The 25,016-nt window shown below is 68.6% G+C and carries 25 protein-coding genes; 17 read left to right on the top strand and 8 right to left on the bottom strand.

The annotated features are described in order from the left end of the window. Positions 1–26: 26 nt before the first annotated feature. Positions 27–815, bottom strand: a complete 789-nt coding sequence (locus tag IM689_RS00805; RefSeq protein ID WP_193642489.1) for an exodeoxyribonuclease III — start codon at positions 813–815, stop codon at positions 27–29. Between the two features lie 731 nt (positions 816–1,546). Between IM689_RS00805 and IM689_RS00800 the strand changes: the two genes are divergently transcribed. The 11 genes from IM689_RS00800 to IM689_RS00750 all read left to right on the top strand — a co-directional run bounded on the left by IM689_RS00800 (position 1,547) and on the right by IM689_RS00750 (position 11,452). Continuing rightward, a complete protein-coding gene (locus tag IM689_RS00800) occupies positions 1,547–2,326 on the top strand; it encodes an SDR family NAD(P)-dependent oxidoreductase (protein WP_193642488.1) in 780 nt (259 codons plus the stop codon). A 20-nt stretch (positions 2,327–2,346) separates the two neighbouring features. Continuing rightward, positions 2,347–2,901, top strand: coding sequence for an orotate phosphoribosyltransferase (gene pyrE / locus IM689_RS00795; protein WP_118914548.1), 555 nt, complete (start codon positions 2,347–2,349; stop codon positions 2,899–2,901). Positions 2,902–3,030: 129 nt separating this feature from the next. Next, positions 3,031–3,918, top strand: coding sequence for a DUF4031 domain-containing protein (locus IM689_RS00790; protein ID WP_193642487.1), 888 nt, complete (start codon positions 3,031–3,033; stop codon positions 3,916–3,918). 158 nt (positions 3,919–4,076) lie between these two features. Continuing rightward, positions 4,077–4,829 carry a uroporphyrinogen-III C-methyltransferase gene (cobA, locus tag IM689_RS00785; RefSeq protein ID WP_227484339.1) on the top strand — a complete coding sequence of 251 codons (753 nt, stop codon included), beginning with the start codon at positions 4,077–4,079 and terminating at the stop codon, positions 4,827–4,829. After that, entirely contained in the window at positions 4,826–5,647 is an 822-nt protein-coding gene (locus IM689_RS00780; protein WP_193642485.1) for a uroporphyrinogen-III synthase, read from the top strand. The genes cobA and IM689_RS00780 overlap by 4 nt, the downstream gene beginning before the upstream one ends. Further along, a complete protein-coding gene (locus IM689_RS00775) occupies positions 5,644–6,369 on the top strand; it encodes a sirohydrochlorin chelatase (protein WP_193642484.1) in 726 nt (241 codons plus the stop codon). The genes IM689_RS00780 and IM689_RS00775 overlap by 4 nt, the downstream gene beginning before the upstream one ends. Before the next feature lie 36 nt (positions 6,370–6,405). Next, complete coding sequence (locus tag IM689_RS00770) at positions 6,406–6,630, top strand: hypothetical protein (protein ID WP_047310459.1); 225 nt, start codon at positions 6,406–6,408, stop codon at positions 6,628–6,630. A gap of 100 nt (positions 6,631–6,730) precedes the next feature. After that, a complete protein-coding gene (locus IM689_RS00765; protein WP_047310458.1) occupies positions 6,731–7,474 on the top strand; it encodes a LemA family protein in 744 nt (247 codons plus the stop codon). Positions 7,475–7,548: 74 nt separating this feature from the next. Then, positions 7,549–8,739 carry a MacS family sensor histidine kinase gene (gene macS / locus IM689_RS00760; RefSeq protein WP_193642483.1) on the top strand — a complete coding sequence of 397 codons (1,191 nt, stop codon included), beginning with the start codon at positions 7,549–7,551 and terminating at the stop codon, positions 8,737–8,739. Between the two features lie 37 nt (positions 8,740–8,776). Next, positions 8,777–9,436 (top strand): response regulator, encoded by a 660-nt coding sequence (locus IM689_RS00755; RefSeq protein WP_193642482.1) that lies wholly within the window; start codon positions 8,777–8,779, stop codon positions 9,434–9,436. Between the two features lie 96 nt (positions 9,437–9,532). Beyond that, complete coding sequence (locus tag IM689_RS00750) at positions 9,533–11,452, top strand: hypothetical protein (RefSeq protein ID WP_193642481.1); 1,920 nt, start codon at positions 9,533–9,535, stop codon at positions 11,450–11,452. Positions 11,453–11,548: 96 nt separating this feature from the next. Here the strand turns inward: IM689_RS00750 and IM689_RS00745 are convergent, their stop codons facing one another. Beyond that, a complete protein-coding gene (locus IM689_RS00745; protein WP_193642480.1) occupies positions 11,549–12,016 on the bottom strand; it encodes a hypothetical protein in 468 nt (155 codons plus the stop codon). A gap of 102 nt (positions 12,017–12,118) precedes the next feature. On the opposite strand from IM689_RS00745, the gene IM689_RS00740 reads away from it, so the two are divergent. After that, a complete protein-coding gene (locus IM689_RS00740; RefSeq protein ID WP_193642479.1) occupies positions 12,119–12,745 on the top strand; it encodes a histidine phosphatase family protein in 627 nt (208 codons plus the stop codon). Positions 12,746–12,785: 40 nt separating this feature from the next. Here the strand turns inward: IM689_RS00740 and IM689_RS00735 are convergent, their stop codons facing one another. Beyond that, positions 12,786–14,036 carry a winged helix-turn-helix domain-containing protein gene (locus IM689_RS00735; protein ID WP_193642478.1) on the bottom strand — a complete coding sequence of 417 codons (1,251 nt, stop codon included), beginning with the start codon at positions 14,034–14,036 and terminating at the stop codon, positions 12,786–12,788. A 118-nt stretch (positions 14,037–14,154) separates the two neighbouring features. On the opposite strand from IM689_RS00735, the gene IM689_RS00730 reads away from it, so the two are divergent. The 3 genes from IM689_RS00730 to IM689_RS00720 all read left to right on the top strand — a co-directional run bounded on the left by IM689_RS00730 (position 14,155) and on the right by IM689_RS00720 (position 15,924). Then, positions 14,155–14,532, top strand: a complete 378-nt coding sequence (locus IM689_RS00730; RefSeq protein WP_129664195.1) for a hypothetical protein — start codon at positions 14,155–14,157, stop codon at positions 14,530–14,532. Positions 14,533–14,608: 76 nt separating this feature from the next. Beyond that, on the top strand, positions 14,609–14,992 hold the full coding sequence (locus tag IM689_RS00725; protein WP_118912295.1) for a cold-shock protein: 384 nt from the start codon (positions 14,609–14,611) through the stop codon (positions 14,990–14,992). 5 nt (positions 14,993–14,997) lie between these two features. Beyond that, positions 14,998–15,924, top strand: a complete 927-nt coding sequence (locus IM689_RS00720) for a DUF3027 domain-containing protein (protein ID WP_193642477.1) — start codon at positions 14,998–15,000, stop codon at positions 15,922–15,924. 168 nt (positions 15,925–16,092) lie between these two features. On the opposite strand, the gene zwf is transcribed toward IM689_RS00720, so the two are convergent. Continuing rightward, entirely contained in the window at positions 16,093–17,523 is a 1,431-nt protein-coding gene (gene zwf, locus IM689_RS00715; protein ID WP_193642476.1) for a glucose-6-phosphate dehydrogenase, read from the bottom strand. Positions 17,524–17,643: 120 nt separating this feature from the next. Beyond that, positions 17,644–18,927 (bottom strand): DUF1479 domain-containing protein, encoded by a 1,284-nt coding sequence (locus tag IM689_RS00710; protein ID WP_193642822.1) that lies wholly within the window; start codon positions 18,925–18,927, stop codon positions 17,644–17,646. 97 nt (positions 18,928–19,024) lie between these two features. Between IM689_RS00710 and IM689_RS00705 the strand changes: the two genes are divergently transcribed. Continuing rightward, the gene (locus IM689_RS00705; RefSeq protein ID WP_193642475.1) at positions 19,025–20,119 is read left to right on the top strand and encodes an ROK family transcriptional regulator; all 1,095 of its coding nucleotides are present in this window, start codon (positions 19,025–19,027) and stop codon (positions 20,117–20,119) included. Between the two features lie 76 nt (positions 20,120–20,195). Here IM689_RS00705 and IM689_RS00700 read toward each other — a convergent pair whose 3' ends face one another. Further along, positions 20,196–21,668 (bottom strand): NCS2 family permease, encoded by a 1,473-nt coding sequence (locus IM689_RS00700; RefSeq protein ID WP_047310449.1) that lies wholly within the window; start codon positions 21,666–21,668, stop codon positions 20,196–20,198. Positions 21,669–21,753: 85 nt separating this feature from the next. Between IM689_RS00700 and IM689_RS00695 the strand changes: the two genes are divergently transcribed. Then, positions 21,754–22,170, top strand: coding sequence for a DUF2530 domain-containing protein (locus IM689_RS00695; RefSeq protein WP_231579496.1), 417 nt, complete (start codon positions 21,754–21,756; stop codon positions 22,168–22,170). 71 nt (positions 22,171–22,241) lie between these two features. On the opposite strand, the gene IM689_RS00690 is transcribed toward IM689_RS00695, so the two are convergent. Further along, entirely contained in the window at positions 22,242–23,144 is a 903-nt protein-coding gene (locus IM689_RS00690; RefSeq protein WP_193642474.1) for an AbiEi antitoxin N-terminal domain-containing protein, read from the bottom strand. A gap of 188 nt (positions 23,145–23,332) precedes the next feature. Continuing rightward, on the bottom strand, positions 23,333–24,964 hold the full coding sequence (locus IM689_RS00685; protein ID WP_193642473.1) for a DNA repair helicase XPB: 1,632 nt from the start codon (positions 24,962–24,964) through the stop codon (positions 23,333–23,335). Positions 24,965–25,016 lie beyond the last annotated feature (52 nt).

The raw sequence follows: 25,016 nt of genomic DNA, 5'->3' as shown, positions 1-25,016 counted from the left end.
CCGGTGGCCGCCCGATGTGTGCGGCGTCAGTCGAGATCGACGATGACAGGCGCGTGGTCGCTCGCGCCCTTGCCCTTGCGCTCGTCACGGTCGATCTGCGCGCCCTCGACGCGCTCGGAGAGCGCGGGGGAGCACAAGGCGAAGTCGATGCGCATGCCCTGCTTCTTCGGGAAGCGGAGCTGCGTGTAGTCCCAGTACGTGTAGGTGCCCGGGCCGGGGGTGAAGGGGCGCACGACGTCGCTGAAGCCCGCGTCGATCATGGCCTGGAACGCGTCCCGCTCGGGCGGTGTGACGTGGGTCTTGCCTTCGAAGAAGCCAATGTCCCACACGTCCTCGTCGGTGGGGGCGATGTTCCAGTCGCCCATGAGCGCGATCTGGGCCAACGGGTCCTCGGCGAGCCACTTCGCACCGTCGAGACGGAGCCGTTCGAGCCACTCAAGTTTGTAGGAGTAGTGCGGGTGGTCGATCTCGCGGCCGTTGGGCACGTAGAGCGACCAGGCGCGCACGCCGCCGCAGGTCGCGCCGATTGCGCGGGCCTCGGCCGCGATCGGGTCACCGAAACCCGGCATGTCCTCGAAGCCGATCGAGATGTCCTCGAGCCCGACGCGGGAGGCGATGGCGACGCCGTTCCACTGGTTGAGGCCGTGGTGCGCCACCTCGTAACCCGCCTCTTCAAAGCGCGCCATGGGGAACTGCTCGTCCTTGCACTTCGTCTCCTGCATGGCGAGCACGTCGACGTCGTGACGCTCGAGGAAGGCGACGACGCGGTCGACGCGGGTGCGGATGGAGTTGACGTTCCACGTGGCGATTCGCATGCCCCAACCCTAGAACGCGCCGCCGACAACCCCCGAAAAGCAGGTGTCCTACAGGTACTCCGTCCAATCCGCCCCATCGACCGTGACGGGGAGGCTCTCCTGGAAATAGGTGAGAGGATGCACGGCAAACGCTCCCTTTCGGGGATCCCGGATGCGCACTGGGCGGTTGTGGATCCACGGGCCGTACACGTGCTCCCCACCTCGATCGGGGTGTCGATCCAGGGGCGGTTCTTGCAAGAGGTGTCGCCAAGCAATCAGTGTTGCCCAGGCGTCCTGTGGGGTGAAGGGGCACAAGGGAATGTCGGCCCAAACGGTGAGTCGCCACGAGCGAGCTGCGTTCGGGGTCAGATACATGTCACCGACTCCTGCGCAACGCACCTCATGGGGAGATCGGCGGATGGCCGCAAGGCAGCCCGTCACCTTTGCCGCCTCGACGACGAAGGTGGACAGGGAGATGTCCGTGACGCCAATGGTGAGCAGTGCTCCCGTCGGAGACTTGTGCGGCTGGTAGTCCCCGAGATCGTCAAGGTCGGTCACTTGGTCTGGCATCTTCCCTCCGGGTGGTTTCCTCGGCTTCCTCCCCGCCACCCAAGGGCCTCGATCCAAGGTGGGAAGCCGCGGGCATGCCGCTCAATGACCTTTCATGTGATCTGCGTCATGTGCGAAGTCTAGGGTTCGGCATGACCCGAATTGACCCGCTGCGCTCGCCTCTCGCATGTCAGAGTGAAGCCATGACAACAGCACTCGTCACGGGAGCCAGCGCCGGGATCGGCCGGGAATTCTGCGAACAACTCGCCGCACGTGGGCACGACCTCGTCGTCGTGGCCCGACGGGCCGAGCGGCTCGAGGAGATCAAGGCCGAGATCGAGGCCCGCCACGGCGTGAAGGTCGAGGTGCTCGCAGCCGACCTCGCCGTCGCGGACAACCTGCGCCGCGTCGCCGAGCGCGTGGGTCGACGTGACGAACCCGTCGACGTCCTCGTCAACAACGCAGGCTTCGGCGTGAAAACCTCGTTCCTCGACACTCCGGTCGAGAAGGAGATCGAGTCGGTCGACGTCATGGTCAAGGCCGTCGTCGTGCTCACCCATGCCGCGGCGGGCGCGATGGTCGAGCGTCGACGTGGCACCGTCATCAACGTGTCGTCGGTCGCGAGCTTCATGGCGAGCGGCACGTACTCGGCCGCCAAGTCGTACGTCACCGTGTTCAGCGAGTCCATCGCGGCGCAGCTGCACGGCACGGGTGTCACCGTCACCGCGCTGTGCCCCGGCTTCACACACACGGAGTTCCACGAGCGCGGCGAGATCCCCGTCGACAAGACCAGCCCGCTGGCCAAGCGGCTGTGGCTCGACGTCGATCGGCTCGTGCGCGACGGTCTCGCCGACGTCGACGCCGGCAAGGTCGTCTCCGTACCCGGCCGCCAGTACAAGGCCATCACCGGCCTGCTGCGCGTCGTGCCGCGCCCGCTCGTGCGCAGCCCGCGTCTGAGCAACCGCCACCGCCCTCGCGAGTGACGTTTTCTAGAATCGCTGCCATGACGAACATCGACGCCGATCGCGCCGCGCTGCTGCAGCTCATCAAGGACCAGGCCATCGTCCACGGAAAGGTGACGCTGAGCTCCGGCAAGGAGGCCGACTACTACGTCGACCTGCGCCGCATCTCGCTCTCCGGCGAAGCCGCGCCCCTCGTGGGTCGCGTCATGCGCGACCTGACGTCCGACTTCGACTACGTCGCCGTCGGTGGCCTGACGCTCGGCGCCGACCCGGTCGCCACGTCGATGCTCCACGCCGCGGCCGCCGCAGGTGAGCGTGTCGACGCGTTCGTCGTCCGCAAGGCGGGCAAGGCGCACGGTCTCCAGCAGCGCATCGAAGGCCCGTCGATCAAGGGTCGTCGCGTGCTCGTCGTCGAGGACACGACGACGACCGGCGCTTCGCCACTCGAAGCCGTTGCCGCGTGCCGCGAGGAAGGCGCCGAGGTCGTCGGCGTCGCCACGATCGCCGACCGCGCCACCGGCTCCAAGGAGAAGATCGAGGCCGAGGGCCTCACCTACGTCAGCGCGTTCTCGATGGAGGACCTCGGCCTCGCCTGATCGCGTCGCTGAACGCCACACCCCGGATGGCGGGTTTGGCTGAAGATGGAGGCAACGTCCGTTGCATCTTCAGCCAAACCCGCCATCTTCGTGCCCGCCGGGGCAACCCACGCCGGGCACAATGGCCGAATGGCCATCCTCATCGATCCGCCGCGCTGGCCCGCATGGGGCACGATCTTCAGCCACCTCGTCTCCGATGCGTCGCTCGAGGAACTGCACGAGTTCGCCGCAGCCAACGGCGTCCCTCGCGCGGCCTTCGATCACGACCACTACGACGTGCCCGAGCGTATGTACGACGCCCTCGTGGCCGCCGGAGCCGAGGCGGTGCGCGAGACGGAACTCATCCGTCGCCTCATCAAGGGCGGGATGCGGGTGCGCGCCACCGAGCGCACCCCGAAGCGCAAGGCCGCGACGACGCGGGCGCGCGACGCGTGGCCGAAGCTCCTGCCCGGCGCGCCGCAGGTCGGCGCCGACCTCATCGAGCGCTGGAGCGAGCCGCACCGGCACTACCACGACGTGCGTCACCTCGTCGGGACGCTCGACGCTCTCACCCGCCTGGGCTGCGACGACCGCAGCGTCCTGCTCGCCGCCTGGTTCCACGACGCGGTGTACGACGGCGCCCCGGGCCAGGACGAGGAGGCGTCCGCTCAGCTGGCCCGCGAGCAGCTCACGCCGCTCCTTCCCGCCGACGAGGTCGCGGAGGTCGAGCGACTCGTACGCCTCACGATCACCCACGACCCGGCCGACGGCGACGAGCGCGGAGCGCTCCTGAGTGACGCCGACCTCGCCGTCCTCGGCGCCAATGCCGGGCGCTACGACGTCTACGCCCGCGACGTGCGCCTCGACTTCGACCACCTCGACGACGCCACGTTCCGCGCCGGTCGCATCGAGGTTCTCGAAGGCCTCCTACACGCGAAGCGGCTGTTCCGCACGGAACTCGGCCACGACCTCTGGGAGGACGCCGCCCGCGCGAACCTCGAGCGGGAACTGGCTTCGTTGCACCGCCACAGCGCCTGAAGAGTTGTCAGACACGCCACACGGTCGCTCAAGGACGGGCGGAATGGCGAGGAAGGATCCGATCTGCGGAACGCTCGGAAGCGCCGCGCCCACCTCGTCTAGCGTCGAAGGCCCATTCGAGGCGGTGAACCGCCCGACGCGACGAAGGAGTGATGGCCATGGCGGGCAAGGTCGTCCTCGTCGGCGGTGGGCCGGGTGCGCTCGATCTCCTCACGCTGCGCGCGGTTCGCGAGCTCGAGCGCGCCGACGTCATCGTCGCCGATAGGCTCGGTCCGCGTGACGAACTGGGCAGCCTCGACCTCTCGGCGCGTATCATCGACGTCGGCAAGTCGCCGCACCATCACCCCGTGCCGCAAGACGAGATCAACGCGACCCTGGTGCGCGAGGCGCGGGCCGGCCGGTACGTCGTGCGTCTCAAGGGCGGCGACCCCTATCTGCTCGGCCGCGGTGGCGAGGAGTACCTCCACTGTCGGGCACACGACATCGAGGTCGACGTCGTTCCGGGCGTGACGAGTGCTGTCTCTGCGCCGCTAGCGGGCGGAATCCCCGTGACGCACCGGGGCGTTTCGGCCGGCGTACTCGTCTTGTCCGGTCACGATGACCTGTCACTCCCGGCCCTGGCCGCATGGCCCCACACCATCGTCGTCCTCATGGGCATGGGACGTCTCGCGGAGCTCGCTGCGGGGCTCGTCGATGCGGGCAAGAGCCCCGCGACGCCTGCGGGCGTCGTGCATCGGGCGTGGACGCCGGCTCAACGCGTCGTCAAGGCGACGCTCGCCGACATCGCCGCACGTTGCGCTGAGCACGGCATCGGAAACCCGAGTGTCATCGTCATCGGTGACGTCGTCGACGCGCTCGGTGACGAGCAGATCGCAGCCCTCAGCCACAACATCGAAGGGGAGCGCGCATGACGCAGGATCTCGCCGGACGCCGCATCGTCCTCACCGCCCAGCGCCGGGCCGAGGAATTCGCCGGAGCACTCGAACGACGTGGCGCCGAGGTGATCCACGCGCCGACCATGTCGCACGTCCCCCACGTCGATGATGCCGAACTCAACGCTCGGACAAGGGAACTCGTCGACAAGAAGCCTGATCTCGTCGTTGTCACGACGGCGATCGGTTTTCGCGGGTGGCTCGAGGCAGCCGAGGCGGCCGGGCAACGCGAAGCGCTCGTCGAAGCTCTCGCCGGCGCTCGCATCCTCACCCGCGGACCCAAGGCCCGCGGTGCCGTTCAGGGCGCCGGGCTCGAGGTCTCCTGGAGTGCCGAAAGTGAAACAGCAGACGAGGTGAAGCTGCATCTGGCGACCCTCGATCTGCGCGGCACGCGTGTAGCCGTGCAGCACCACGGCGCAGGGTCCGACGGCATCGACGAGCAACTGCGCGACTCGGGTGCCGACGTCGTCTCGCTCGTCGTCTACCGCTGGGGTCCGGCGCCGGACCCGCGGGCCGTCGAGCGTGCCGTCCACCTTGTCGCTCGCGGCGAGGTGGACGCCATTGCCTTCACGGCAGCCCCCGGCGCGGATGCCTTCTTCACCGCAGCGCACCTCGCGGGGGTTCGGGACGAGGTCGTCGCCGCACTGCGGGAGGGGCGTGTCCGCGCAGCCGCCGTGGGCGACACGACGGCCGCGCCACTGCGTGCCTACGGCATCGAACCGCTCGTACCGGAGCGCTTCCGCCTGGGAGCGCTCGTCAAACTCGTCATCGCCGAACTCGGTCGGGACGCCTCGTGACGACGAACTCGAGCGCCGGCGAAGCAGTACCGACGAGCAGCGAATCGACCCGATGTGCCGTCATCCTCGTCGCCCACGGGACGGCGAACGAACGGGGCCGGCAGGTCGTTCTCGACCTCGTCACCGCCGTGCAGAACCGACGGCCGGAACTCGATGTCACCGACGCTTACGTCGACGTGCAGGAGCCACCCGTCGCCGACGTTGTCGCTCAACTCGCCCCCCGCTACGACGAGGTCGTCGTCGTGCCGCTGCTCTTCTGCGGCGGGTACCACGTCCGTGTCGACGTGGCGAAGGCCGTCGATGCGTGGCCGAACGCCCGCTCGACCGGCGCCCTGGGTCCGTCGCGCCGAATCGCCGATTTGCTCGTCCAACGCCTGACCGAAGCAGGCGTCGAGCGCCGGGATTCTGTTGTCATGGCCGCCGCCGGTTCCAGCCGGCTCGAGGCCGCGGCCGACGCCCGCGCTCAGGCGCGCCTGCTCGCCGAGGCGTGGGGTGCCGAGGTCGATGTCGCGTTCGGTTCGGCCGGCACGCCCGCAGTGCCCGACGCGGTCAACGCCAACCGCGACCGGCCCGGTGCTCGCGTCGCCGTCGCCTCGCTCCTGCTCGGGGAGGGGCACTTCTCCGAGAAGCTGCGCCGATCGGGTGCTGACATCGTCACCGAGCCGCTGGGCGCCGCCCCCGAGGTGGTCGAGCAGATCCTCGCGCGTCTCGACGAGGCCTGAGCCCGCAGCCGAGCAGCACGCCCTACGATCGTCGCCATGAAGCATCCCGCCGCAGTTCCCCTTCTGGCCGTGGCCGCCGTCCTGTTCTGGGCGTGGTCGATCTACGGTTTCGTCGCCGGTGTGCTCAACGGCTACGGCGACGGATCGGGCGGCAATGCCGGGCGTCTGGGCGCCGCCGCAGGCGTCCTCATGACGGGCCTGGTCGCCCTCGCGGCGACGATCTACCTCGTCAAAGCGCTCAAGGTGCGCCGCGGTCGGTGAACCGGGCCGCCCCGCACAGCGTGATCGGTGCGCACTGTTCGGCTAGGGTCGAACCAACCAAGCTGATACTCCGGCACACACGTTCAATTGGAGCCTTGTCATGACGTGGGTCATCATCCTTCTTCTCATCATCGTCGCGCTCGCCGTGGCTGCCGTTGTCATGTACAACGGCCTCGTCAAGCAGCGCAACACGGTGCAGGAGGCGTGGCACCAGATCGATGTCGAACTGACGCGCCGCCACGACCTCATCCCGAACCTCGTCGAGACGGTCAAGGGCTACGCGCAGCACGAGGCCAAGACGCTCGACGACGTCATCCGCGCTCGCGGCGCTGCCGTCAACACGCACGGTTCGCCCGACCACGCCGCTGACGCGGCCGCTGCGGAAGGCGAGCTGACGCAGGCCCTCGGTCGCCTCATCTCGGTCTCCGAGGCCTACCCGGACCTCAAGGCCAACCAGAACTACCAGCAGCTCATGGGCGAGCTGTCGGCCACCGAGGACCGCATCGCCTCCGCGCGTCGCTACTACAACGCCTGCGTGCGTGACCTGAACTCGAAGGTCGACTCGATCCCGACGAAGTTCATGGCCGGCCCCGCCGGTGTGACGAAGGCCGAGTACTACGAGGCCGACGAGGCCACGAAGGGCGCGCCGCAGGTCAACATGACGAACGCGGAGGCTCCGTCGGTGCAGTTCGACGCCCCGCAGAGCCAGCAGCGTCCGTACAACGAGCAGCCGCAGCTGCCGCCGTCGCAGATGCCGTACCCGACGCAGGGTGGCCAGTCGAACACGTTCCAGGCTCCTGGTCAGCAGGGCTACGGGGTGGAGTACCCCGAGCAGCGCAAGTGATCCGATCCAGACGACGCCCCGAATCGCAGCAGCGGTTCGGGGCGTCGCCCGTTTCCGCTTCCCGGCTGCGGATGATGAGCCGGACGAGCGAGGCCGAGGCCCAGCAGGCGGCCTCCGACGACCCGATGAAGTACCTGTGGGCCACCGAGGGTGCCTTCCGGATGCTCACCCTCGCGTACTCGCTCTTCATCCACACGGGCGCCGTCGATCACTACACGCGCCCGCACCTCGCGACGGCGCTCATCGCCGTGCAGTGCATCTGGTCGGGTGTCGTGGCCCTCGCACTCTTCGCACGCCCGCGGTGGCGTTCCTGGCTCGTCGCGGGCGACATCGTCGTGACGCTCGGACTCATGTACGCGACGTGGATCGTCGCCGACGCGAGCTGGTGGGACCACAACCAGAGCCTGCCGACGACGATGTGGGCCACGAACGCCGTGCTGGCCGCCGGCATGCAGTGGGGCGTGACGGCGGGCTTCCTCGCCGGCGTCGGTATTTCCCTCGCAAGCCTTCACATCGGCGACGATCTGTCGTGGATGGTGCGTTCGCCGACGATGCCGATTCTCGTGAGTTCCGGCATCGCAGCCGGTGTCGGGGGTGTCGGTGCGCGACGCTCACACGCTCAACTCGTCGCCGCTCTCGAGCTGCGTACCCGTGCGGCCGAGCGAGAGCGGCTCGCGCGAGAGGTGCACGACGGCGTGCTACAGGTGCTCGCGCTCATGGGGCGTAAGGGCCCGTCGTTCGGTGCGGAGGGCGCGGCCCTCGGGCAGTTGGCCACCGAACAGGAACGGGCGCTGCGCACCCTCATCGCCGACGTCGACGAAGCGCCGATCGCAGCGGCTCGAGCGACCTCCGAGCCGTCCGGCGGATCGATGGACGATGCACCGGTCGACTTACGCCGTGAGCTCCTCGCACTGGCCGATGACCGCGTTCGCGTCTCGGCAGGTTCGGCGCCCGTGCTCCTCGACGCCGCTCGAGCTGGGGAACTGCTCGCCGCGACGAAGCAGGCACTCGCCAACACCGAGCGGCACGCGGGGGAGAGCGCCACCGCCTTCGTCCTCCTCGAAGACCTCGACGACGAGGTGACGCTCACGGTCCGCGACGACGGCCCCGGCATTCCTGACGGCCGCCTGGCCGAAGCCAAGGCCCAGGGGCGAATGGGGGTGAGCCGGTCGATCGTCGGACGCGTCGAGTCGATCGGTGGCCGAGCCCACCTCGAAGCAGCACCGGGGGAGGGTGTCGAGTGGGAGTTCACGCTGCAGCGTTGAGACACATCGCCGATGGCCCGCGCGAGAGGATGGGTCCATGACTTCCGACGGTGCCGCCCCCACCACGCGACTCATGGTGGTCGACGACCACCCGATGTGGCGCGACGCCGTCGCGCGTGACCTGCGCGAGCACGGCTACGACGTCGTCGCGACGGCCGGCTCCGTGCGCGAGGCCGTGGATCGCGCCAAGGCGACCTCGCCCGAGCTCGTCCTCATGGACATGAACCTGCCCGACGGCAACGGCACCGATGCCACGAGGGCCATTCGCGCGGTTTTCGACGACGTCAAGATCCTCGTGCTGTCCGCGTCCTCCGAGCGCACGGACGTGCTCGACGCCGTCCGGGCCGGAGCGTCCGGCTACCTCCTCAAGAGCGCCGGCGCCGCGGAACTGCTCACGGCCGTCCACGACACGGCGCAGGGACGCGCCGTTTTCACCCCGGAACTGGCCGGCCTCGTCCTCGCCGAACTGCGCGGACGCGAGCGCGAGGAAAGCCCCGATCCCACTGCCGTGCTCACACCCCGCGAGACGGAGGTGCTGCGCATGGTCGCCAAGGGCCTGGCATCGAAGCAGATCGCCACCCGCCTCGGCCTGAGCCACCGCACCGTCGACAACCACATCGCCTCGACGCTGCGGAAGCTGCAACTGGGCAACCGCGTCGAGCTCACCCGTTTCGCGTTGGAGAACGGGCTCGACTGACGCTGCTGTTCACTCGGGTGAGCGTGCACAGATCACCCAGGCCACCTGAGTAGCACTACTCAGGCCCGCGAGCCCCGTCGTCGCGAGGCTTGATGCATGAACACACAGCAGCCGTACGGCACCCCCCAGGCCCCCCGTCCCGACCACCCCACGTCCTTCCCGCCGCCGCAGCCCATGAACGTTGCGGCGGCGCCGTCACGTCCGTCGCACACCGAGTACCCGCAGCACGCGCAGACCCCCATCAGCAACAACGCGGACGCTGCCGCACGCGGAAGCCAGGGTCCGTGGAGCGTCCCGATCCCGCCTCAGGGCGCTCAGCAGTACGTCCCGCCGTTCCAGGGCGGCCACTCCGGCGGTCCGATGTCCCCCGGCGGTCCCGGTGGCGCCGGCTTCGCCGGCCGGCCGCCCTACGATCAGACGCCGACTCCTCCGGCTCCGCGTGAGCCGCGCTTCAGCCGCGAGCAGATGGTGGCCGCGCTTCTCGCGGCCGCCGGTATCGCAGTGACGCTCATCGGCGTCGTCCTTCTGCTCGCAATGGCCGCTCGTGAGGGCTTCCGCACCCCGCCGGTCCGTGTCGGTGGAGGCGCCGTTCTCGTCGGTGCTCTCGCCGCTGCCGCGCAGTGGGTTCGGCCCCGTCCGGGAGGTCGCATCGGTTCCGTCGCTCTCCTCACGACTGCGGTCGCCGGAGCCTTCTTCGACGTCGTCGCCGTGACGCGCATCTACGACTGGATCCCGCTCACGGCCGGCCTCGGTCTCGCGCTCGTCGTCGCAGCGGCAGCTAGCTTCCAGGCTCTGCGCTGGGACGAGAAGTGGCTCTTCATCGCTGTGACGATCGGCGTCGCGGCGCTTGCGCCCTACCTCACGGGCGGCATCACGGCGACGTTGGTCGGATTCCTCGCCGTGCTCCAGATCGCCGGTGCCATTCCCGAGATCACCAAGGGCTGGGACGAAACGGCGCTCGCCCGCACGATCCCCGTGTCGTTCGCCGGCATGTTCTGGGTGGCGCTCGAGGCGTCATCGACCCGCACGCTCGTCTTCGGTGCGTCGACGATCGCGGCCGTCGGCCTGCTCACCGCGGTTCAGGCCGGTCTCACGCGTCGTGACGCCATCGGTGCTCCGGTGGCACTGGCCGCCTCGTGGATTCCGCTGTGGGTCTTCGCCGGCTTCGAAACCGGAATGCGTTCGGCCCTCGTCGCCTCGATCATGGCCGTCGTGGCGCTCGGCGGCTTCGCCGTCCTGCGGACGAGCGGTTCCACCGTTCGGATCGCGACGCTCGTGCTCGCCGGTGTCAGCGCCGTCATCGCCGGTGTCTCTGCCGCCCAGGCCGACTGGTTCGCGATGCCGTTCCTCGTCATCGCCGTCGTGCTCATGGCCGTGCACGCTCGCGTTCCCGGCCCGATCGTCGGAGGTGGCGCCGTCATCGCGTTCTTCCTCGGATTCATGGCGCAGGGGACGGTCACCGCGTACGTGGACTTCTTCTACCGCAGCCGCGTCACCGACATGACGATGCAGACGCTCGTCACCGGGCTGATGTTCGTTGTCTTCGCAGCACTCACGGTTCCCGCCGTGCGTGGACGCAAGCTCGACGCCACGTATGCCCAGTTCCTGCTCGTCGTCGGCGGTTTCGCCGGGATCGTCGGCACGGCCATGACGATGCTGAGCGTCTTCGGTAAGGCACCGACGGGCTTCTTCCTCGTGCACCTCGCCATCACGGTGATGTCGCTGGCGCTCGCGGCCCTCGTCCTCACGTCCGGTCTGAGCCGGCCGCGTCACCTGACTGCGTCGATGGGCTGGGGTCTGGCGCTCGTCGGCTGCGCGCTCGTGAAGCTGTTCATCTTCGACCTGCAGTACATGGGCTCGATGACGAAGGCGTTCACCTTCATGGCCGCGGGCCTCGTTCTTCTCGCCGCGGGTACGAAGTACGCCCGGATCTACGGCGAGGCAGCCGCCGAGCGCAAGCGCGGCGAGCAGGCCGGACCGCAGGAGTTCGGCACTCACGCACCGGCGTCGTTCTGAGAAAGGAGCCGTGCGGCGCAGCCGGTGCGCGAAGGGCGGGTGAGGTGGCCAGGGGGCTCCTCACCCGCCCTTCGTCATGTCGGGCGGCGTCGTTCGTCAGTTGGCGACGGCGAAAGCCTTGCCCGAGGAACTCGTGCACGACGAGGCGCGCTTGCCGTTGAACTCGCCGGTGGAGCACTGGTACTTCTCACCCTTGTACTCGACCGATTCGTTGGAGGCCTGGTCGCTCTTGCCACCGAACGCGTTCCACACGCCCTTCGCGTCGTCGCAGCTCATGCCGATGACGGAGGTCGTGGCTTCCTTGCCGTCGACCGAGATCTTGCAGTCGCCACCGGCCTGCGACTGCATCGACTCGAGACTCTTGGACGCCGAGGCCAGCTGGTCGTCGGCGTTGGCACTCGTGTCGCCGCCGGCACTCGTGGCCGCGGAACTCGCGCTGGAGGCGGCCTTGCTGGCCGTCGTCGCGGCGTCCTTCGCCTTCTCCTTGTCGTCCGACGAACAGCCGGTGACAGCGAGCATGCCGATCAGGGCCGTGGCTGCCAGAGCGGAGCGTGTGTTCTTCATCGAGATCTCCCCCCTCGTGGTGTCGTGAGTGTTTTGATCATGGCATCCACAGGGGTGAGCGCGGGGGAAGCACCGCATGACATCGCGGGTAGCGTGAAGCGCATGTCCGACCTGTTCTGCCCGGCCCGCTTCTTCGTCGCGCGTCACGGTGACGCTGCCTACGAGACTCCGCGCGGTGTCATCACGGAGGCCGGCGGGTGGCTCACGCCGCTGGGCCTTTCGCAGGCGCGGGAGCTGGGGGAGAGCCTGCGGACCGAGAACATCGCGACGGTGGTGTGCTCCAACGTCGCCCGGGCGCAGGAGACGGCCCGCGTCGCCGCCGAGATGCTGGGCGTCGACTGGACGAGCCTGCCCGGCTTCGAGGAGTACCGCGTCGGGGAGCTCGTCGGTCAGCGGTTCGGTGACGCCGGCATGCAGCGCGTGCTCGCCGCCTGGATGGACGGTGACCTCGACGCCGCCTTTCCCGGAGGGGAATCGGGCCTCGACGTGGTGAACCGGTACCGAGAAGCCTTGCGGGACCTCGCCGATCAGTACCGCGGCGAGAGCGTGCTCGTCATCAGCCACGGCGGCGTGATGTCGCTCGCGCTACCGCGTCTGTCGACGAACGTGCGCAACGACCTCGCGCGGCGTCAGTACATTCCGAACGCCGTGCCCGCCGAGGTGCTCGTCGACGCCGATAGCTTCCGCATCGAGCACTGGCCCGGGAAGGCGGACAAGAGCGTCATCTGACGCTGCCACTGCACGGTAAAGGCGGGTTGGCGCAGCGCCTTCAGGACCCGAGCTGTCCGGCCCATCCGCGCGGGAGGTCGAGCCAGGTGGCCATCGTCGCGAGTTCTCGCTCCAGGGCGCCGGCCGCTTCCGGGTGGCGCGTGAGCGCACCCGGCTCCCAGTGCACCGCGTGGGCCCGGAGGACGCCGTTGGCCCGGTCCGCCTTGAGGTCGACACGGGCCACGAGGTGCTCGCCGAAGAGGAACGGCAGCACGTAGTAGCCGTACTGACGCTTCTCGGCGGGTGTGTAGATCTCGAGCCGGTAGCGGAAGTTCCACAACGCCTCGGTACGTTCGCGCTGCCACACCAGCGAGTCGAACGGCGACAGGAGCGCCTCTGCCTCGACGCGCCGCGGAGTTTTCGCATCGACGTGGCGCCACGCCGGCTTGTCGAAGCACTCGACGTCGACGGGCTCGAGTTCGCCGGCGCGCACGAGATGGTCGATGGCCGGCACGACCTGTGCCGTCTTGAGTCGGAAGTAGTCGCGCAGGCACAACACCGTGCCCACGCCGTGCGCGATCGCGCTGCGGCGCACGAGGTCGACGACGTCGTCGAAGAAGTCGACGTCGTCGCCGGCCGGCGGGGCGAGAAGCGGTTCGGGGGAGAAGAAATCCTCCGCGACGGCGCTCGCGGCGATCTCACGGGGTAGGACGCGCTCGAGGCTCGCGTACCGGCGCTCGAACTGACGGGTGCGCCCTGCCGACGTGATGCGCCCGGCCCAGAACAGGTGCTCCAGCGCAGCCTTGACGAGGGACCAGTTCCAGCCCCAGTGCTCGCGTGAAAGTTCCTCGTCGTGCGCGAGTTCCGCCTCGATCGTCTTCGCCGTGGCGGGAGCGTGCGTCGTCACGTACTCGTAGACGCGCTCCACGAGCTCCGGGTGGTCCGCCGCGACGCGACGCATGCCGCCCCACGCGTCGGAGTGAGCGCGCGCCATGCGGTGACGCAGCAGCGGCCACACCTGCGGGGAGACGAGGCTGGCCTCGTGCGCCCAGTACTCGACGAGACGGCGCGGCGCGCGATCGCGCAGAGCGTCGAGGGCGGCCGGGTCGTAGGGACCGAGACGGCTGAAGAACGGCAGGTAGTGGCTGCGCGTGAGCACGTTGACGCTGTCGATCTGCACGACCTGAAGTCGCGCCGCGGTCGCGCTCAGGTGGCGGGTGGTGACCTCGTCAGGACGCGGGCGCGCGAAGCCCTGCGCCGCGAGGGCGATGCGACGAGCCTGGGAGGCACTGATGCGACGCGGCGAACTCATGCCCGGAGCCTAGCGGCGACCACCGACACCGGTCGTCACGGCAGAAAATGCGCCGCGGGGCATCGTGGGGTGCGGCGGGCGTTTCTATTACCGCGCCCCGCGTCGGTACCGTGAACGCATGGACGAGGTGAGGCGCCACGCGCGCAAGAACATGATCCGCGGCGCCGTGATGCTGTGGATCGTCGCGCCGCTCTTCATCGGTGGCGGCATCGCGCTCATCACCAACCTCGCGAACGACGGCCACCGGGGCGCCCTCGTCATTACCGGCGTCGTCATTTGGGCGATCCTCTCGCTCATCGTTCTGCTCGGCGGGTTCGGCTCCCTCCTCATCGGTGTCTTCCTGTGGTGGAAGGCGCGCCAGGAGCGTCCGGTCGTGACGACGAACGTGTCGCGCTCGGAGCGCGACGAGGTGCTGCGAGACCTTCGCGGCGGAGCGCGCAGCGCGGAACCCACGCCGCCGGCGGACGATTCGCTGGAGCCCGGCGCGCGCCGGTAAACTTCGCAAGTTATGTGCACGCGGGGGTGCGGGACGGCTCGTCGTCCGGCACCCGGCAATTCGAACGAGGTGTGACGTGCCGGTCGGCAAGGTCAGGTTCTTCAACGCCGAAAAGGGTTTCGGCTTCGTCTCCGGCGACGACGGCGACGACGTCTTCCTGCCCGCGAGCGCGCTCCCAGCGGGCGTCACCCAGCTGCGTGGCGGCACGCGCGTCGAGTACAGCGTCGCCCAGGGCCGCAAGGGCGCTCAGGCCATGCACGTCGAGGTGCTCGACAAGATGCCCTCCATCGCCGAGCGCAAGCGCAAGCCCGCCGAGCAGATGAGCGTTATCGTCGAAGACGTGATCCGTCTGCTCGACGACCTGTCCTCCGGTCTGCAGAAGGGGCGCTACCCCGACCGGTCCCATTCGAACAAGATCGCGGCGGTGCTGCGCGCCGTCGCCGACGACCTCGAGGTCTGAGACCCATGACTGAACCCGCAGTGGCCGAACCGGAGCGCGTCGAGGACTTCGCCGCCGACGCCGAGGTGACCGCACCGACGTCCGAGGCACCTCGTGCGACGCGCGCTCGCCGCGCCAAGGCCGTCAAGCACGACGCCGTTCTCGCGAGCGAGGCGGCGCAGAAGCTCGCGCTCGAGGCCGTCACCGCCATCGCCGATCCGGGCGCCGTCGGCGAGCACGTCGACTTCGTCATGGACGCGGAGCGTCTCGGAACGCACTACTTCGCGAGCAACGCCAAGGGCTACCCCGACTGGCGCTGGGCCGTCACGGTGGCCCGCGCGCCGCGTGCCAAGGCGGCCACGGTCTGCGAGACCAACCTCATGCCGTCCAAGACGTCGGTGCTCGCGCCCGAGTGGGTGCCGTGGGCCGACCGCCTCGCGCCGGGCGACCTTAGCGCTGGTGACGTCCTTCCCTACAAGGAGGACGACCCGCGCCTCGAGGCAGGCTTCGAGGCCACCGGCGACGAGGACGTCGACCAGGTCGCGTTCTTCGAGCTCGGCCTCGGCCGCAAGCGTGTGCTCTCGGCCGAGGGCCGTGACGAAGCAGCGCAGCGTTGGTACGACGGCGATCACGGCCCGAGCGCCGAGGTGGCCCGCAAGGCCCCCGCGCAGTGCGGTTCGTGCGGCTACTTCGTGCCGATGGCGGGCGTGCTGCGTCAGCAGTTCGGCGTCTGCGCCAACGACTGGTCGCCCGCCGACGGCAAGGTCGTTGCGCTCGACTTCGGCTGCGGTGCGCACTCCGAGGTGGAGATGGAAGCCCCCGAGGCCCACGACCACCAGGACGCTCCGGTGCTCGACGAGTTCGACGCCGACCTCGAGGTCGAGAACGCCGAGACCGACGCCTCGGATGCGACGAGTGACAAGGCGAACGAGAGCGAGTCGCCGAAGGCCTGAGCCCGCCTCGTGGCACCGAGGGCGGATTTCTTCCCTTGTGGTGCCCAAGGCCGTCGCTTACGCACACGACGGGAAGGTTTCTTCCCTTCTTGTGTCCGAGAACCCGGCCCATGACGAAGGCCGCTCACCTCGTGAGGTGAGCGGCCTTCGTCATGCTCGCACGGTGCGTCAGACGGTGGGCTCGCGCCACTTGCGCTCGAACGGCAGACGCCAGCCCCGGGGTGCGATGAGCTGGTGGATCTGGTTGGGGCCGTAAGTGCCCGGGTCGTACGGGCGCACCGGCGGCGGGTTGTCGAGCAGCAGCTGGCTGACCTCCCACAGGCGCTCGATGCCGTCGGCCGTCGTGAACAGGGTGTGGTCGCCGCGGATGGCGTCGTAGATGAGACGCTCGTACGCCTCGAGTGCGCCTCCAGCCCAGTCGGTGTCGCCCATGGCGAACTGCATCGACAGCTTGTCGAGGCGGAAGCCCGGCCCGGGGCGCTTGCCGTAAAAGCTGAGCGACATGCGGGCCTTGTCGGCGAGGTCGAACGTCAGGTGGTCGGGGCCGTGCTGACCGACGCCCGATCCGCTCGGGAACATCGACTTCGGGGGCTCCTTGAAGGCGATCGAGATGATGCGTGCGCCCTCGGCCATCTTCTTGCCGGTCCGCAGGTAGAACGGCACGCCGGCCCAACGCCAGTTGTCGATGTAGCACTTGAGCGCGATGAACGTCTCGGTCTCGCTCTCGGGGCCGACGCCCTTCATGTCACGGTAGCCGAGGTACTGCCCGCGCACGACATCCTCGGGGTTGAGCGGCATCATCGAGCGGAAGACCTTGTTCTTCTCCTCGGTGATGGCATCAGGCTCGAGTGACGTCGGCGGTTCCATCGCGGTGAACGCGAGCACCTGGAAGAGGTGCGTGACGACCATGTCGCGGTAGGCGCCGGTGGACTCGTAGAACTCGGCACGCGTCTCGAGGCCGAGCGTCTCGGGCACGTCGATCTGCACGTGGTCGATGTTGTTGCGGTGCCAGATCGGCTCGAACAGGCCGTTCGCGAAGCGGAAAGCCAGGATGTTGAGCGCCGCCTCCTTGCCGAGGAAGTGGTCGATGCGGAAGATCTGGCTCTCGTCGAAGTACTCGTGAACCGCGGCGTTGAGCTTCTTCGCGCTCGCGAGGTCGGTGCCGAAGGGCTTTTCCATGATGACGCGGCTGCGCTCGACGAGCCCCGCCTGGTGCAGCTCGGCGAGGACGGAGAGGGCGGCCTTCGGCGGGACGCTGAGGTAGTGCAGGCGCTGGCTGCCCTGCGGGAAGTGCGACTCGGCCTCTTCGACGGCCTTGCGTAGGGCGTCCGGGCCTGCGTCGGAGCGGACGAAGGTGAGGCGGTCGTCGAAGTCGTCCCACTGCTGGTCGGTGACCGGGTGGGAGGAGAACTCGGCGATGGCGGTGCGCGCGAACTCGCGGAACGACTCCGTGTCGAAATCCTCGAGCGACGTCCCGACGACGCGCAGGTCGTCACACAGGTCGCTAGCGAACAGGTGGAGCAGCCCGGGAAGGAGCTTGCGTCGAGCGAGGTCGCCGGTGGCGCCGAACAGGACGACGGTGGTTGCTGGTGCTGGCATGGCCCCAGCATTGCCGCTGGGCGGGCAAAAGGGAAGGTGCGCTCATCGGTGTGCGCGCGGCGCGTGAAGGCCGTGGCTCACGTGCGATGAGCCACGGCCTTCACGCGCAGGAGTGCGCCGTCATGCGAGGCCGAGGCCGCGGCGTCCGATCTCGTTGAGCTCTGCTTCGGTGAAGCGTCCCTCCCAGTCGACCTCGTAGTTCTCGTCGGGGAAATCGCTCGGGCTGGCGCCCGTTGCGAAGGCCTCGCGAACACTGGCGCTGTACGCCTCGTTGCGCGGGCACCACGGGGCGGCGGGGATGTACATGACGTTGCCCCAGCCCTCCTGGTTGGTCACGTCTTCGACGGCGTGCACCATGTCGCAGTGCCACCAGACCGAGTCGCCGGCTTCGACGTCGGGGATGACCGACAGAGCCTCCATGAGGTGAGGGTGCCACTTCCAGTTGCACGGGAAGACCTGACCGACGGTGACGCCGCACATGTCGTCGTCAGGTACGTCCTCGACGAGCGGTCGAAGCATGAGGTAAGCCATCGCCTCGGGGATGGGCACGCTCTGCAGGACGCCCTGGTCGTTCTTCATGTCCGACAGCGCCGTCCAGCCCTGGAACGTGCGGAAGGCCGAGCACATCGTCGAACCGGGGTACTGCGGCCCCGACGTGCGGTGAGCGGCGTCCCAGGGATCGTATTCCTCGGGGCGACCGTCGAAGAGTGGCGCGAAGTGCCTCTGGTACTCCTCGGTCATCCACAGGTCGAGCGTTCCCGGGTCGAGGTGTGCTCCGAGGCCGGCGGAGTCCGCGCCCGGAGGGCGACGGCGGATGCGGTCCGGGTAGAGCGAATCGCGGTTCGGGTCGAACCACTGCTGCCCGTCGGACTCGCTGGTCCAGACGCTGTTGAGGAAGGCTTGGACGGTTGCCATCCGTTCACTCTGGCGGGCTTGCATCTGCGGCTTGCCCCAGTAGATCGGGTAGATCTCAGGCTTCGAACCGACAGTGCCGAAGAAGTCGTCCCCGGGGCCGCGGTAGTTCTCGAAGAAGGCGTTCTTCTCGACGTAGTCGACGATCTCGGCATCCCACTCCAGGGCCTGTTCACGGGGGAAGTGCCCCTTGATCACGGCGCACCCGCGGCGGCGGATCTGCTCGCGCAGGGTGTCGCGCTTCGAATCGTCGAGGAGGTCTTCGTACCGCACGACCGGCCATGGGTTCTCGCCGCGCGCCTTCATCTCCTTGAGTTCTTCGACCTGGTCCGCGACGCGCTTCTCGACGACCTCGAAGACCTCTTCGACCGTGCGTCCCGACGCCTCGACGCGTGCGCGCAGTGCGGCCTTGATCTCTTTGATCGCCCCACGCAGGTCGTCGGGCGTGGACTGCCAGTGGGGAAGCTCCCTGGCCTCGGGGGCAGGCGACATCGTCACCGCGATCCTTTCGTAAAGGAGGTTTACAAACTAGGTGTCGTCAATCTAAGGCGCCCCCCTCGCTTTTGTAAAGAGGGTTTACGATTCAGGGGTGACTGACACCGGCCCCCACCTCGTCCGAGCGTCGACCGATCGTCGAGTGCTCACGGTGTTGGTGCACGAGCGGGAGGCGACGCGTGCGTCACTGGCCGAATCCGCGGGCCTCTCACGCCCCACCGCCGCGACGTCGGTGTCACGTCTCGTCGCTGCGGGCCTGGTCGAGGAAACGGGGGAACGCACGTCCGGGCGCGGACGGTCGACGGCGATCGTGCGTCTCGCGCCGCAGGTGGGGGCGGCGCTCGCGCTCGTCGTGGCGCCGGTCGGGGTCAGTGGCGCCGTGGTCGACATCCACGGTGACGAAATTGCCCGTGCCCGCTCCGTCGACGGCCCACACGAGCAGCGACTGACTCGAGTGGCCAAGGATCTCTTGGCCCAAGTTTCGCGAGACGGCCTCGTACCCGTGCGGTGCGCTGCCGTCTCGGTGGCTGATCCTGTCGACCGGCACACTGGGCGGGCGGTGCAGCTCCCCGACGAGCCGTTCCTTGTTGGCGAACTCGACGCTCGCGCGGCGCTGGCTGACCTGTGTGACGACGTCATCGTCGACAACGACGTCAACTGGGCCGCGAACACGCTCGTCGAGGAAGGGTGTGTCGGGCTCATCCATCTCGGTGAGGGGCTGGGCGCTGCGATCGTCGAGGACGGCCGTGTGTTGCGAGGCGGTCGCGGTCTCGCCGGGGAGATCGGGCACATGGTCGTCCCGGGGCCGGACGGCCCGGCGATCCCCTTCACCGAGGTGTTCGCGCGGCTCGGGCTGCGTCAGCCTGGTTCGAGCGCTGTCGATGTGGAGCGTCTGCTCGAGGTGACGGCATCGGATGGCTCGGTGCTTCAGGCACTCGCAGTGGCTGTGTCGGCCGTGGTGGCCTCGCTCGTCGGGTGGGCTGATCCGTCGAAGGTCGTCGTGACCGGACCGTGGGCGAAGCAGGTGGCCGCTGCCGTGCGCGCCGAAGTGGCGCGAAGCGCGCGACCGGTCGATGTCGTCACGGCGCTCGACGACGATGCCACGGCACGAGGAGTGCGGCTCGCGGCCGTCGAGCGCTTGCAGGCCACCGTCCTGGGGGTAGCGGTCAGTAACCTCGGCAGAGAATAGGTGGGTGCGCGTCCCGGACGTATCGAACCCGCGACCTCCTAGCTTGAGGTCGCGGGTCCGATTGCTGGTCGGAGGCTCAGCTCACGCCGAGCAACTGCTTGATCGGGTCGATGGCGAAGTAGACGACGAACATCGCGGCCACGACGTACATGAGCGGGTGCACGTCCTTCGGCTTGCCCTTGACGAGCTTGATGAGCACGTAGCTGATGAAGCCTGCTCCGATACCCACCGCGATGGAGTACGTGAACGGCATGAGCGCCATCGTGAGGAAGGCCGGCAGGCCAATCTCCATGTTCTTCCAGTCGATGTCGGTGGCCTGCGTCATCATGAGGTAGCCGACGATGACCAGCGCCGGGGCCGCAGCCTCCGACGGCACCATCCCGACGACCGGCGACAGGAACGTCGCGAGCAGGAACATCGTGCCCGTCACGATGGATGCGAGACCCGTACGGGCACCCTCGCCCACACCCGAGGCCGACTCGATGAACGCCGTGTTCGAACTGATCGAACCCGCACCACCGGCCATCGCGGCGATCGAGTCGACCACCATGATGCGCTCGGAGTGCTCCGGAACGCCGTTCTCGTCGAGCAGGTCACCTTCCGCGCCGACCGCGTACATCGCTCCCATGAGGTCGAAGAACGCGCCGAGCACGAGCGTGAAGATGATGAGGATGGCGGAGATGGCGCCGACCTTCGCGAACGCACCCGTCAGGGAGAAGTCGCCGATGATCGAGAAGTCGGGGGCCGTGAGCAGATCCTTCGGCATCGACGGAATGGTGAGCGACCAGCCCGTCGGGTTCTTCTCACCCTTCGCGCCCAGGTCCGCGACGCCCTCGATGACGAGCGCCAGCGCCGTCATAGCGATGATGCCGATGAGCATGGCACCGTGCACGCGACGCGCCATGAGCGCCGCGATGAGGAGCACGCCGATGATGAAGACGAGCACCGGCCAGCCCTGCAGGTTGCCCGTCGGGCCGAGCTGGAGGAAGCCGCCACCGGCGGAGTTGAAGCCCGCGTCATGAAGCGCGACGAGGCAGATGAACAGGCCGATACCCACCGAGATGGCGGTCTTGAGCGAACGGGGGATGGCGGCGAACAGCGCCTTGCGGAACCCGCTCACGACGAGCAGGAAGATGATGAATCCCTCGATGACGACGAGGCCCATCGCGTCGTTCCATGTCATGCCGGGGATCTTGGCGACGGAGAACGCGAGGAACGCGTTGAGGCCGAGGCCGGTGGCGATGGCGATGGGGAACTTGGCGACGCTGCCCATGAGGATGCTCATGAGGCCGGCGACGAGGGCCGTCACGGCGGCGACGGCGGCGAGGTTCGGCTCGGTGCCGCCTCCGATGTAGTGACCCGTCGAGTCGGCCTGGGTGCCGATGATGAGCGGGTTGAGCACGATGATGTAAGCCATCGTGAAGAACGTGACCAGACCGCCGCGGATCTCGCGACCGACGGTGGAACCGCGCTCGGTGATCTTGAAGTAGCGGTCCAGTGCGCCGGACGGTGCGCCCCCGGGCTGGGCAGTCATGGGTGTGCTCGACATGGCACTGATGGTATTTCGTGCGGCAGCGTGCCCGTGTTCGGCGCCGAGGGGTGGGCGCTCCAGGCCGTGAACTAGGCTGGACGCCGTGACACCAGACCCCTCCCGTCGTGCGCGCGAACCGCGCCCGGACGGCGCGACGCCCCGTTCGGTGGAGCGCGCGCGGGAGATGCGCGAGCGCGCCGAGGTCTCCATGTCGTACGAGGCCGGCGTCCGTCTGCCGCAGGAGGGTGCGCCCCCGCCTGAGGAGTCGCCCTACGAGCGGTTCTTCACCGGCGGCGACACCGTCATTCCGAAGCCGCAACCGCTTCACCTCGACACCGCCCGGGTCATCCTCGGTGGCATCGCCGTGTGGGCGCTCGCGCTCGTCGTGACGCTGCTCGTGCCGGCCCTTCATGAGGGCGACCGGCACTGGTGGCCGTGGACCTGCGTCGCCGGCATCGTGCTCGGCTTCATGGGTTGGGCGTACGTGCGTCGCGGGCGAGGGAACGCCGAAGCGGCCTGACCCCTGCGTCAGTTGATGCGGAAAAGTGCAGGTTGTGCATGAAATATCGTGCACAACCTGCACTTTCGGCGTCAGGCAGCTGACGGGCCGAAGAGCGCGTCGGCGTGACGGATGGCGTCGCGCAGGAGCGCGCCCACCCGGCCGGCGTCGATGTCTCTCGCCATGATCCTCACGACGACCCACCCGAGACGTTCCAGGTCGCTCTGACGAAGCGTCTCCGCCCGTAGGTCGCCGTCGTGACGGTACTTGCCCAACCCGTCGACCTCGACGATGACGCGATGCCCGCGCACGACGAAGTCCGCTCGGGCGACGAACCCTCCGCGTTCGTCGAGGACTCGCAGTTGCGGGTCGAGGGCGATGCCTTCGAGCGCAGCCGCCCACGCGACCCGTGTCTCGAGCACCGACTCGCGTCGACCGTCCGCGAGGGCCAATGCCGCTCGGGCGTGGGCGCTGCCCCTGCGTCGGCCCCAGGCGTCGAGGAGCGCATCGGTGTCGAGCAGGAGGCCGCGGCGTGCGGCGACGTCGGCGGGAACGAGACCGGCCAACGTCCCCTCGAGTGCCGCGACCTCGATGACGGCCGCCGTCGCCTGCTGCGTCATGAGGCCGTCGACCGGCTCGACGGAATGCGGCCACGGACGACGCGAAACGACGCCCGCTCGGTTCGAGTGGAGCTGTCGCTCCCGGGACAGATGAATGGCTGACGGTGGGTTCAGCAGCGGGAGATTTTGTGCCAGACAGGCGCTCGGGCCGACGAGATACGTGCCGGGGAGTGCCGCCATGAGGGCGCCCGCCCGCTGGAGGTACTGCCTCCGCTGTTCGGCGAACGTCGCAGGCGCAGCTTCGGCGACGACATAGACGCCGTGGGTGATGCGTCGCAGCTGCCCACTGGAACAGAGGCGTCGGCGCGCGTGGGCGTCGTACCCCAGCGCAGTGAGGGCGGCGGTCGTCAGGGGAGCGCCCGGCGGAAGGTCCATGCCACCACTGTGGCTGCACGAACGTGGGCGCCGCAGAGACCCTGTGGACAACCCGTCGTCACCGTCAGGTGATGCGGAAAAGTGCAGGTTGTGCATGAAATATCGCGCACAACCTGCACTTTCGGCGTCAGCGTCCTGACGGTCATCAACACCGTGCAGGCGCGGCGAAAGCGTTGGCGCAGCTGACCTCAGATGTCGCTCTCGTCGACGATGCGGTAGGCGTAGCCCTGCTCGGCGAGGAAGCGCTGTCGGTGGGCGGCGAAGTCGGCATCCACGGTGTCGCGCGTGACGATCGAATAGAAGTGCGCCGTGCGCCCGTCCGCCTTCGGTCGCAGCACGCGCCCGAGGCGCTGGGCCTCCTCCTGACGTGAACCGAACGTTCCGGAGATCTGCACGGCGACGCTCGCCTCCGGCAGATCGATCGAGAAGTTCGCCACCTTGGAGACCACGAGCTTCGTGATCTCGCCGTCGCGGAACTGCTGGAACAACTTCTGGCGCACCGCGACGGACGTCTCGCCGGTGATGAGGTCGGCGTCCAGACGGTTCGCGATCGTCTCGAGCTGGTCGAGGTACTGCCCGATGACGAGCGTCGGTGCGCCCTCGTGCTGCGTGACGATGCGCTCGACCACCGGGTCCTTCACCGTTGCGCAGGACGCGAAGCGGTACCGCTCGTCGGGCTCCGTCGTCGCGTAGGCCATGCGGTCGGCGTCGGACAGGCCGACGCGCACCTCCACGCAGTCGGCCGGCGCGATGTAGCCCTGGCTCTCGATGTCCTTCCACGGCGCGTCGTAACGCTTGGGGCCGATGAGGGAGAACACGTCGTCCTCACGGTTGTCCTCGCGCACGAGCGTGGCCGTCAGGCCGAGGCGGCGGCGGGCCTGGAGGTCGGCCGTCATACGGAAGATCGGCGCGGGCAGCAGATGGACCTCGTCGTAGACGACGAGGCCCCAGTCGCGCGCGTCGAGCAGTTCGAGGTGCGGGTAGACGCCCTTCCGCTTGAGCGTGAGCACCTGGTACGTCGCGATCGTCACCGGGCGGATCTCCTTGCGCGCGCCGGAGTACTCGCCGATCTCGTCCTCGGTGAGCGAGGTGCGCTTGAGGAGTTCGTCGCGCCACTGGCGGGCGCTGACGGTGTTCGTCACGAGGATGAGCGTCGTCGCCTTGGCCTTCGCCATCGCGCCCGCGCCGACGAGCGTCTTGCCGGCACCGCACGGCAGGACGACGACGCCGCTGCCGCCGTCCCAGAAGCCGTCCACGGCCTGCGCCTGGTAGGGACGCAGCTGCCAGCCGGAGGTGTCGAGCTCGATCGGGTGGGCCTCGCCATCGACGAAGCCCGCGCGGTCCTCCGCGGGCCAGCCGACCTTGATGAGCTCCTGCTTGATCGCGCCTCGCTCGCTCGGGTGGACGACGACCGTCAGCTCGTCGAGGCGTTCGCCGACGAGGGGCTTGATCTTCTTGTGGCGCAGCACCTCTTCGAGCACGGGCTTGTCCGTGGAGTGCAGGACGAGCTGTTCGCCGTCCTTCTCGAGCACGAGGCGCCCGTAGCGATCCATCGTCTCGGCCACGTCGAGCAGGAGGGACTGCGGCACGGGGAAACGGCTGTGCGTGATGAGCGCGTCGACGACGGTTTCGGCGTCGAGGCCGGCAGCGCGAGCGTTCCAGAGGCCGAGCGGCGTGACGCGGTAGGTGTGCACGTGCTCCGGCGCGCGCTCCAACTCGGCGAACGGCGCAATGGCCCGGCGGGCCGCCTCGGCATTCTCGTGGTCGACTTCGAGCAGGATCGTGCGGTCACTCTGGACGATGAGTGCGCCGTTCGGCACGTGATGGCCCTTTCGCCGGATGTCTGGGTTCTCTCAGCCTAACGACGAGGGG

The sequence above is a fragment of the Dermacoccus barathri genome (assembly GCF_015070805.1).
Taxonomy (GTDB): Bacteria; Actinomycetota; Actinomycetes; order Actinomycetales; family Dermatophilaceae; genus Dermacoccus; species Dermacoccus abyssi.
The sequence above is the reverse complement of the archived record's forward strand: the minus strand, read 5'-3'. Positions and strand labels throughout refer to the sequence as shown.

Coding starts and splice junctions, on each gene's coding strand:
- IM689_RS00750 (WP_193642481.1), top strand. CDS start 9,533: ATGAACACACAGCAGCCGTACGGCACCCCCCAGGCCCCCCGTCCCGAC.
- macS (WP_193642483.1), top strand. CDS start 7,549: ATGAGCCGGACGAGCGAGGCCGAGGCCCAGCAGGCGGCCTCCGACGAC.
- IM689_RS00740 (WP_193642479.1), top strand. CDS start 12,119: ATGTCCGACCTGTTCTGCCCGGCCCGCTTCTTCGTCGCGCGTCACGGT.
- IM689_RS00755 (WP_193642482.1), top strand. CDS start 8,777: ATGACTTCCGACGGTGCCGCCCCCACCACGCGACTCATGGTGGTCGAC.
- IM689_RS00770 (WP_047310459.1), top strand. CDS start 6,406: ATGAAGCATCCCGCCGCAGTTCCCCTTCTGGCCGTGGCCGCCGTCCTG.
- IM689_RS00700 (WP_047310449.1), bottom strand. CDS start 21,668: ATGTCGAGCACACCCATGACTGCCCAGCCCGGGGGCGCACCGTCCGGC.
- cobA (WP_227484339.1), top strand. CDS start 4,077: ATGGCGGGCAAGGTCGTCCTCGTCGGCGGTGGGCCGGGTGCGCTCGAT.
- IM689_RS00735 (WP_193642478.1), bottom strand. CDS start 14,036: ATGAGTTCGCCGCGTCGCATCAGTGCCTCCCAGGCTCGTCGCATCGCC.
- IM689_RS00745 (WP_193642480.1), bottom strand. CDS start 12,016: ATGAAGAACACACGCTCCGCTCTGGCAGCCACGGCCCTGATCGGCATG.
- IM689_RS00765 (WP_047310458.1), top strand. CDS start 6,731: ATGACGTGGGTCATCATCCTTCTTCTCATCATCGTCGCGCTCGCCGTG.
- IM689_RS00690 (WP_193642474.1), bottom strand. CDS start 23,144: ATGGACCTTCCGCCGGGCGCTCCCCTGACGACCGCCGCCCTCACTGCG.
- IM689_RS00805 (WP_193642489.1), bottom strand. CDS start 815: ATGCGAATCGCCACGTGGAACGTCAACTCCATCCGCACCCGCGTCGAC.
- IM689_RS00790 (WP_193642487.1), top strand. CDS start 3,031: ATGGCCATCCTCATCGATCCGCCGCGCTGGCCCGCATGGGGCACGATC.
- IM689_RS00780 (WP_193642485.1), top strand. CDS start 4,826: ATGACGCAGGATCTCGCCGGACGCCGCATCGTCCTCACCGCCCAGCGC.
- IM689_RS00710 (WP_193642822.1), bottom strand. CDS start 18,927: ATGTCGCCTGCCCCCGAGGCCAGGGAGCTTCCCCACTGGCAGTCCACG.
- pyrE (WP_118914548.1), top strand. CDS start 2,347: ATGACGAACATCGACGCCGATCGCGCCGCGCTGCTGCAGCTCATCAAG.
- IM689_RS00800 (WP_193642488.1), top strand. CDS start 1,547: ATGACAACAGCACTCGTCACGGGAGCCAGCGCCGGGATCGGCCGGGAA.
- IM689_RS00730 (WP_129664195.1), top strand. CDS start 14,155: ATGGACGAGGTGAGGCGCCACGCGCGCAAGAACATGATCCGCGGCGCC.
- IM689_RS00720 (WP_193642477.1), top strand. CDS start 14,998: ATGACTGAACCCGCAGTGGCCGAACCGGAGCGCGTCGAGGACTTCGCC.
- zwf (WP_193642476.1), bottom strand. CDS start 17,523: ATGCCAGCACCAGCAACCACCGTCGTCCTGTTCGGCGCCACCGGCGAC.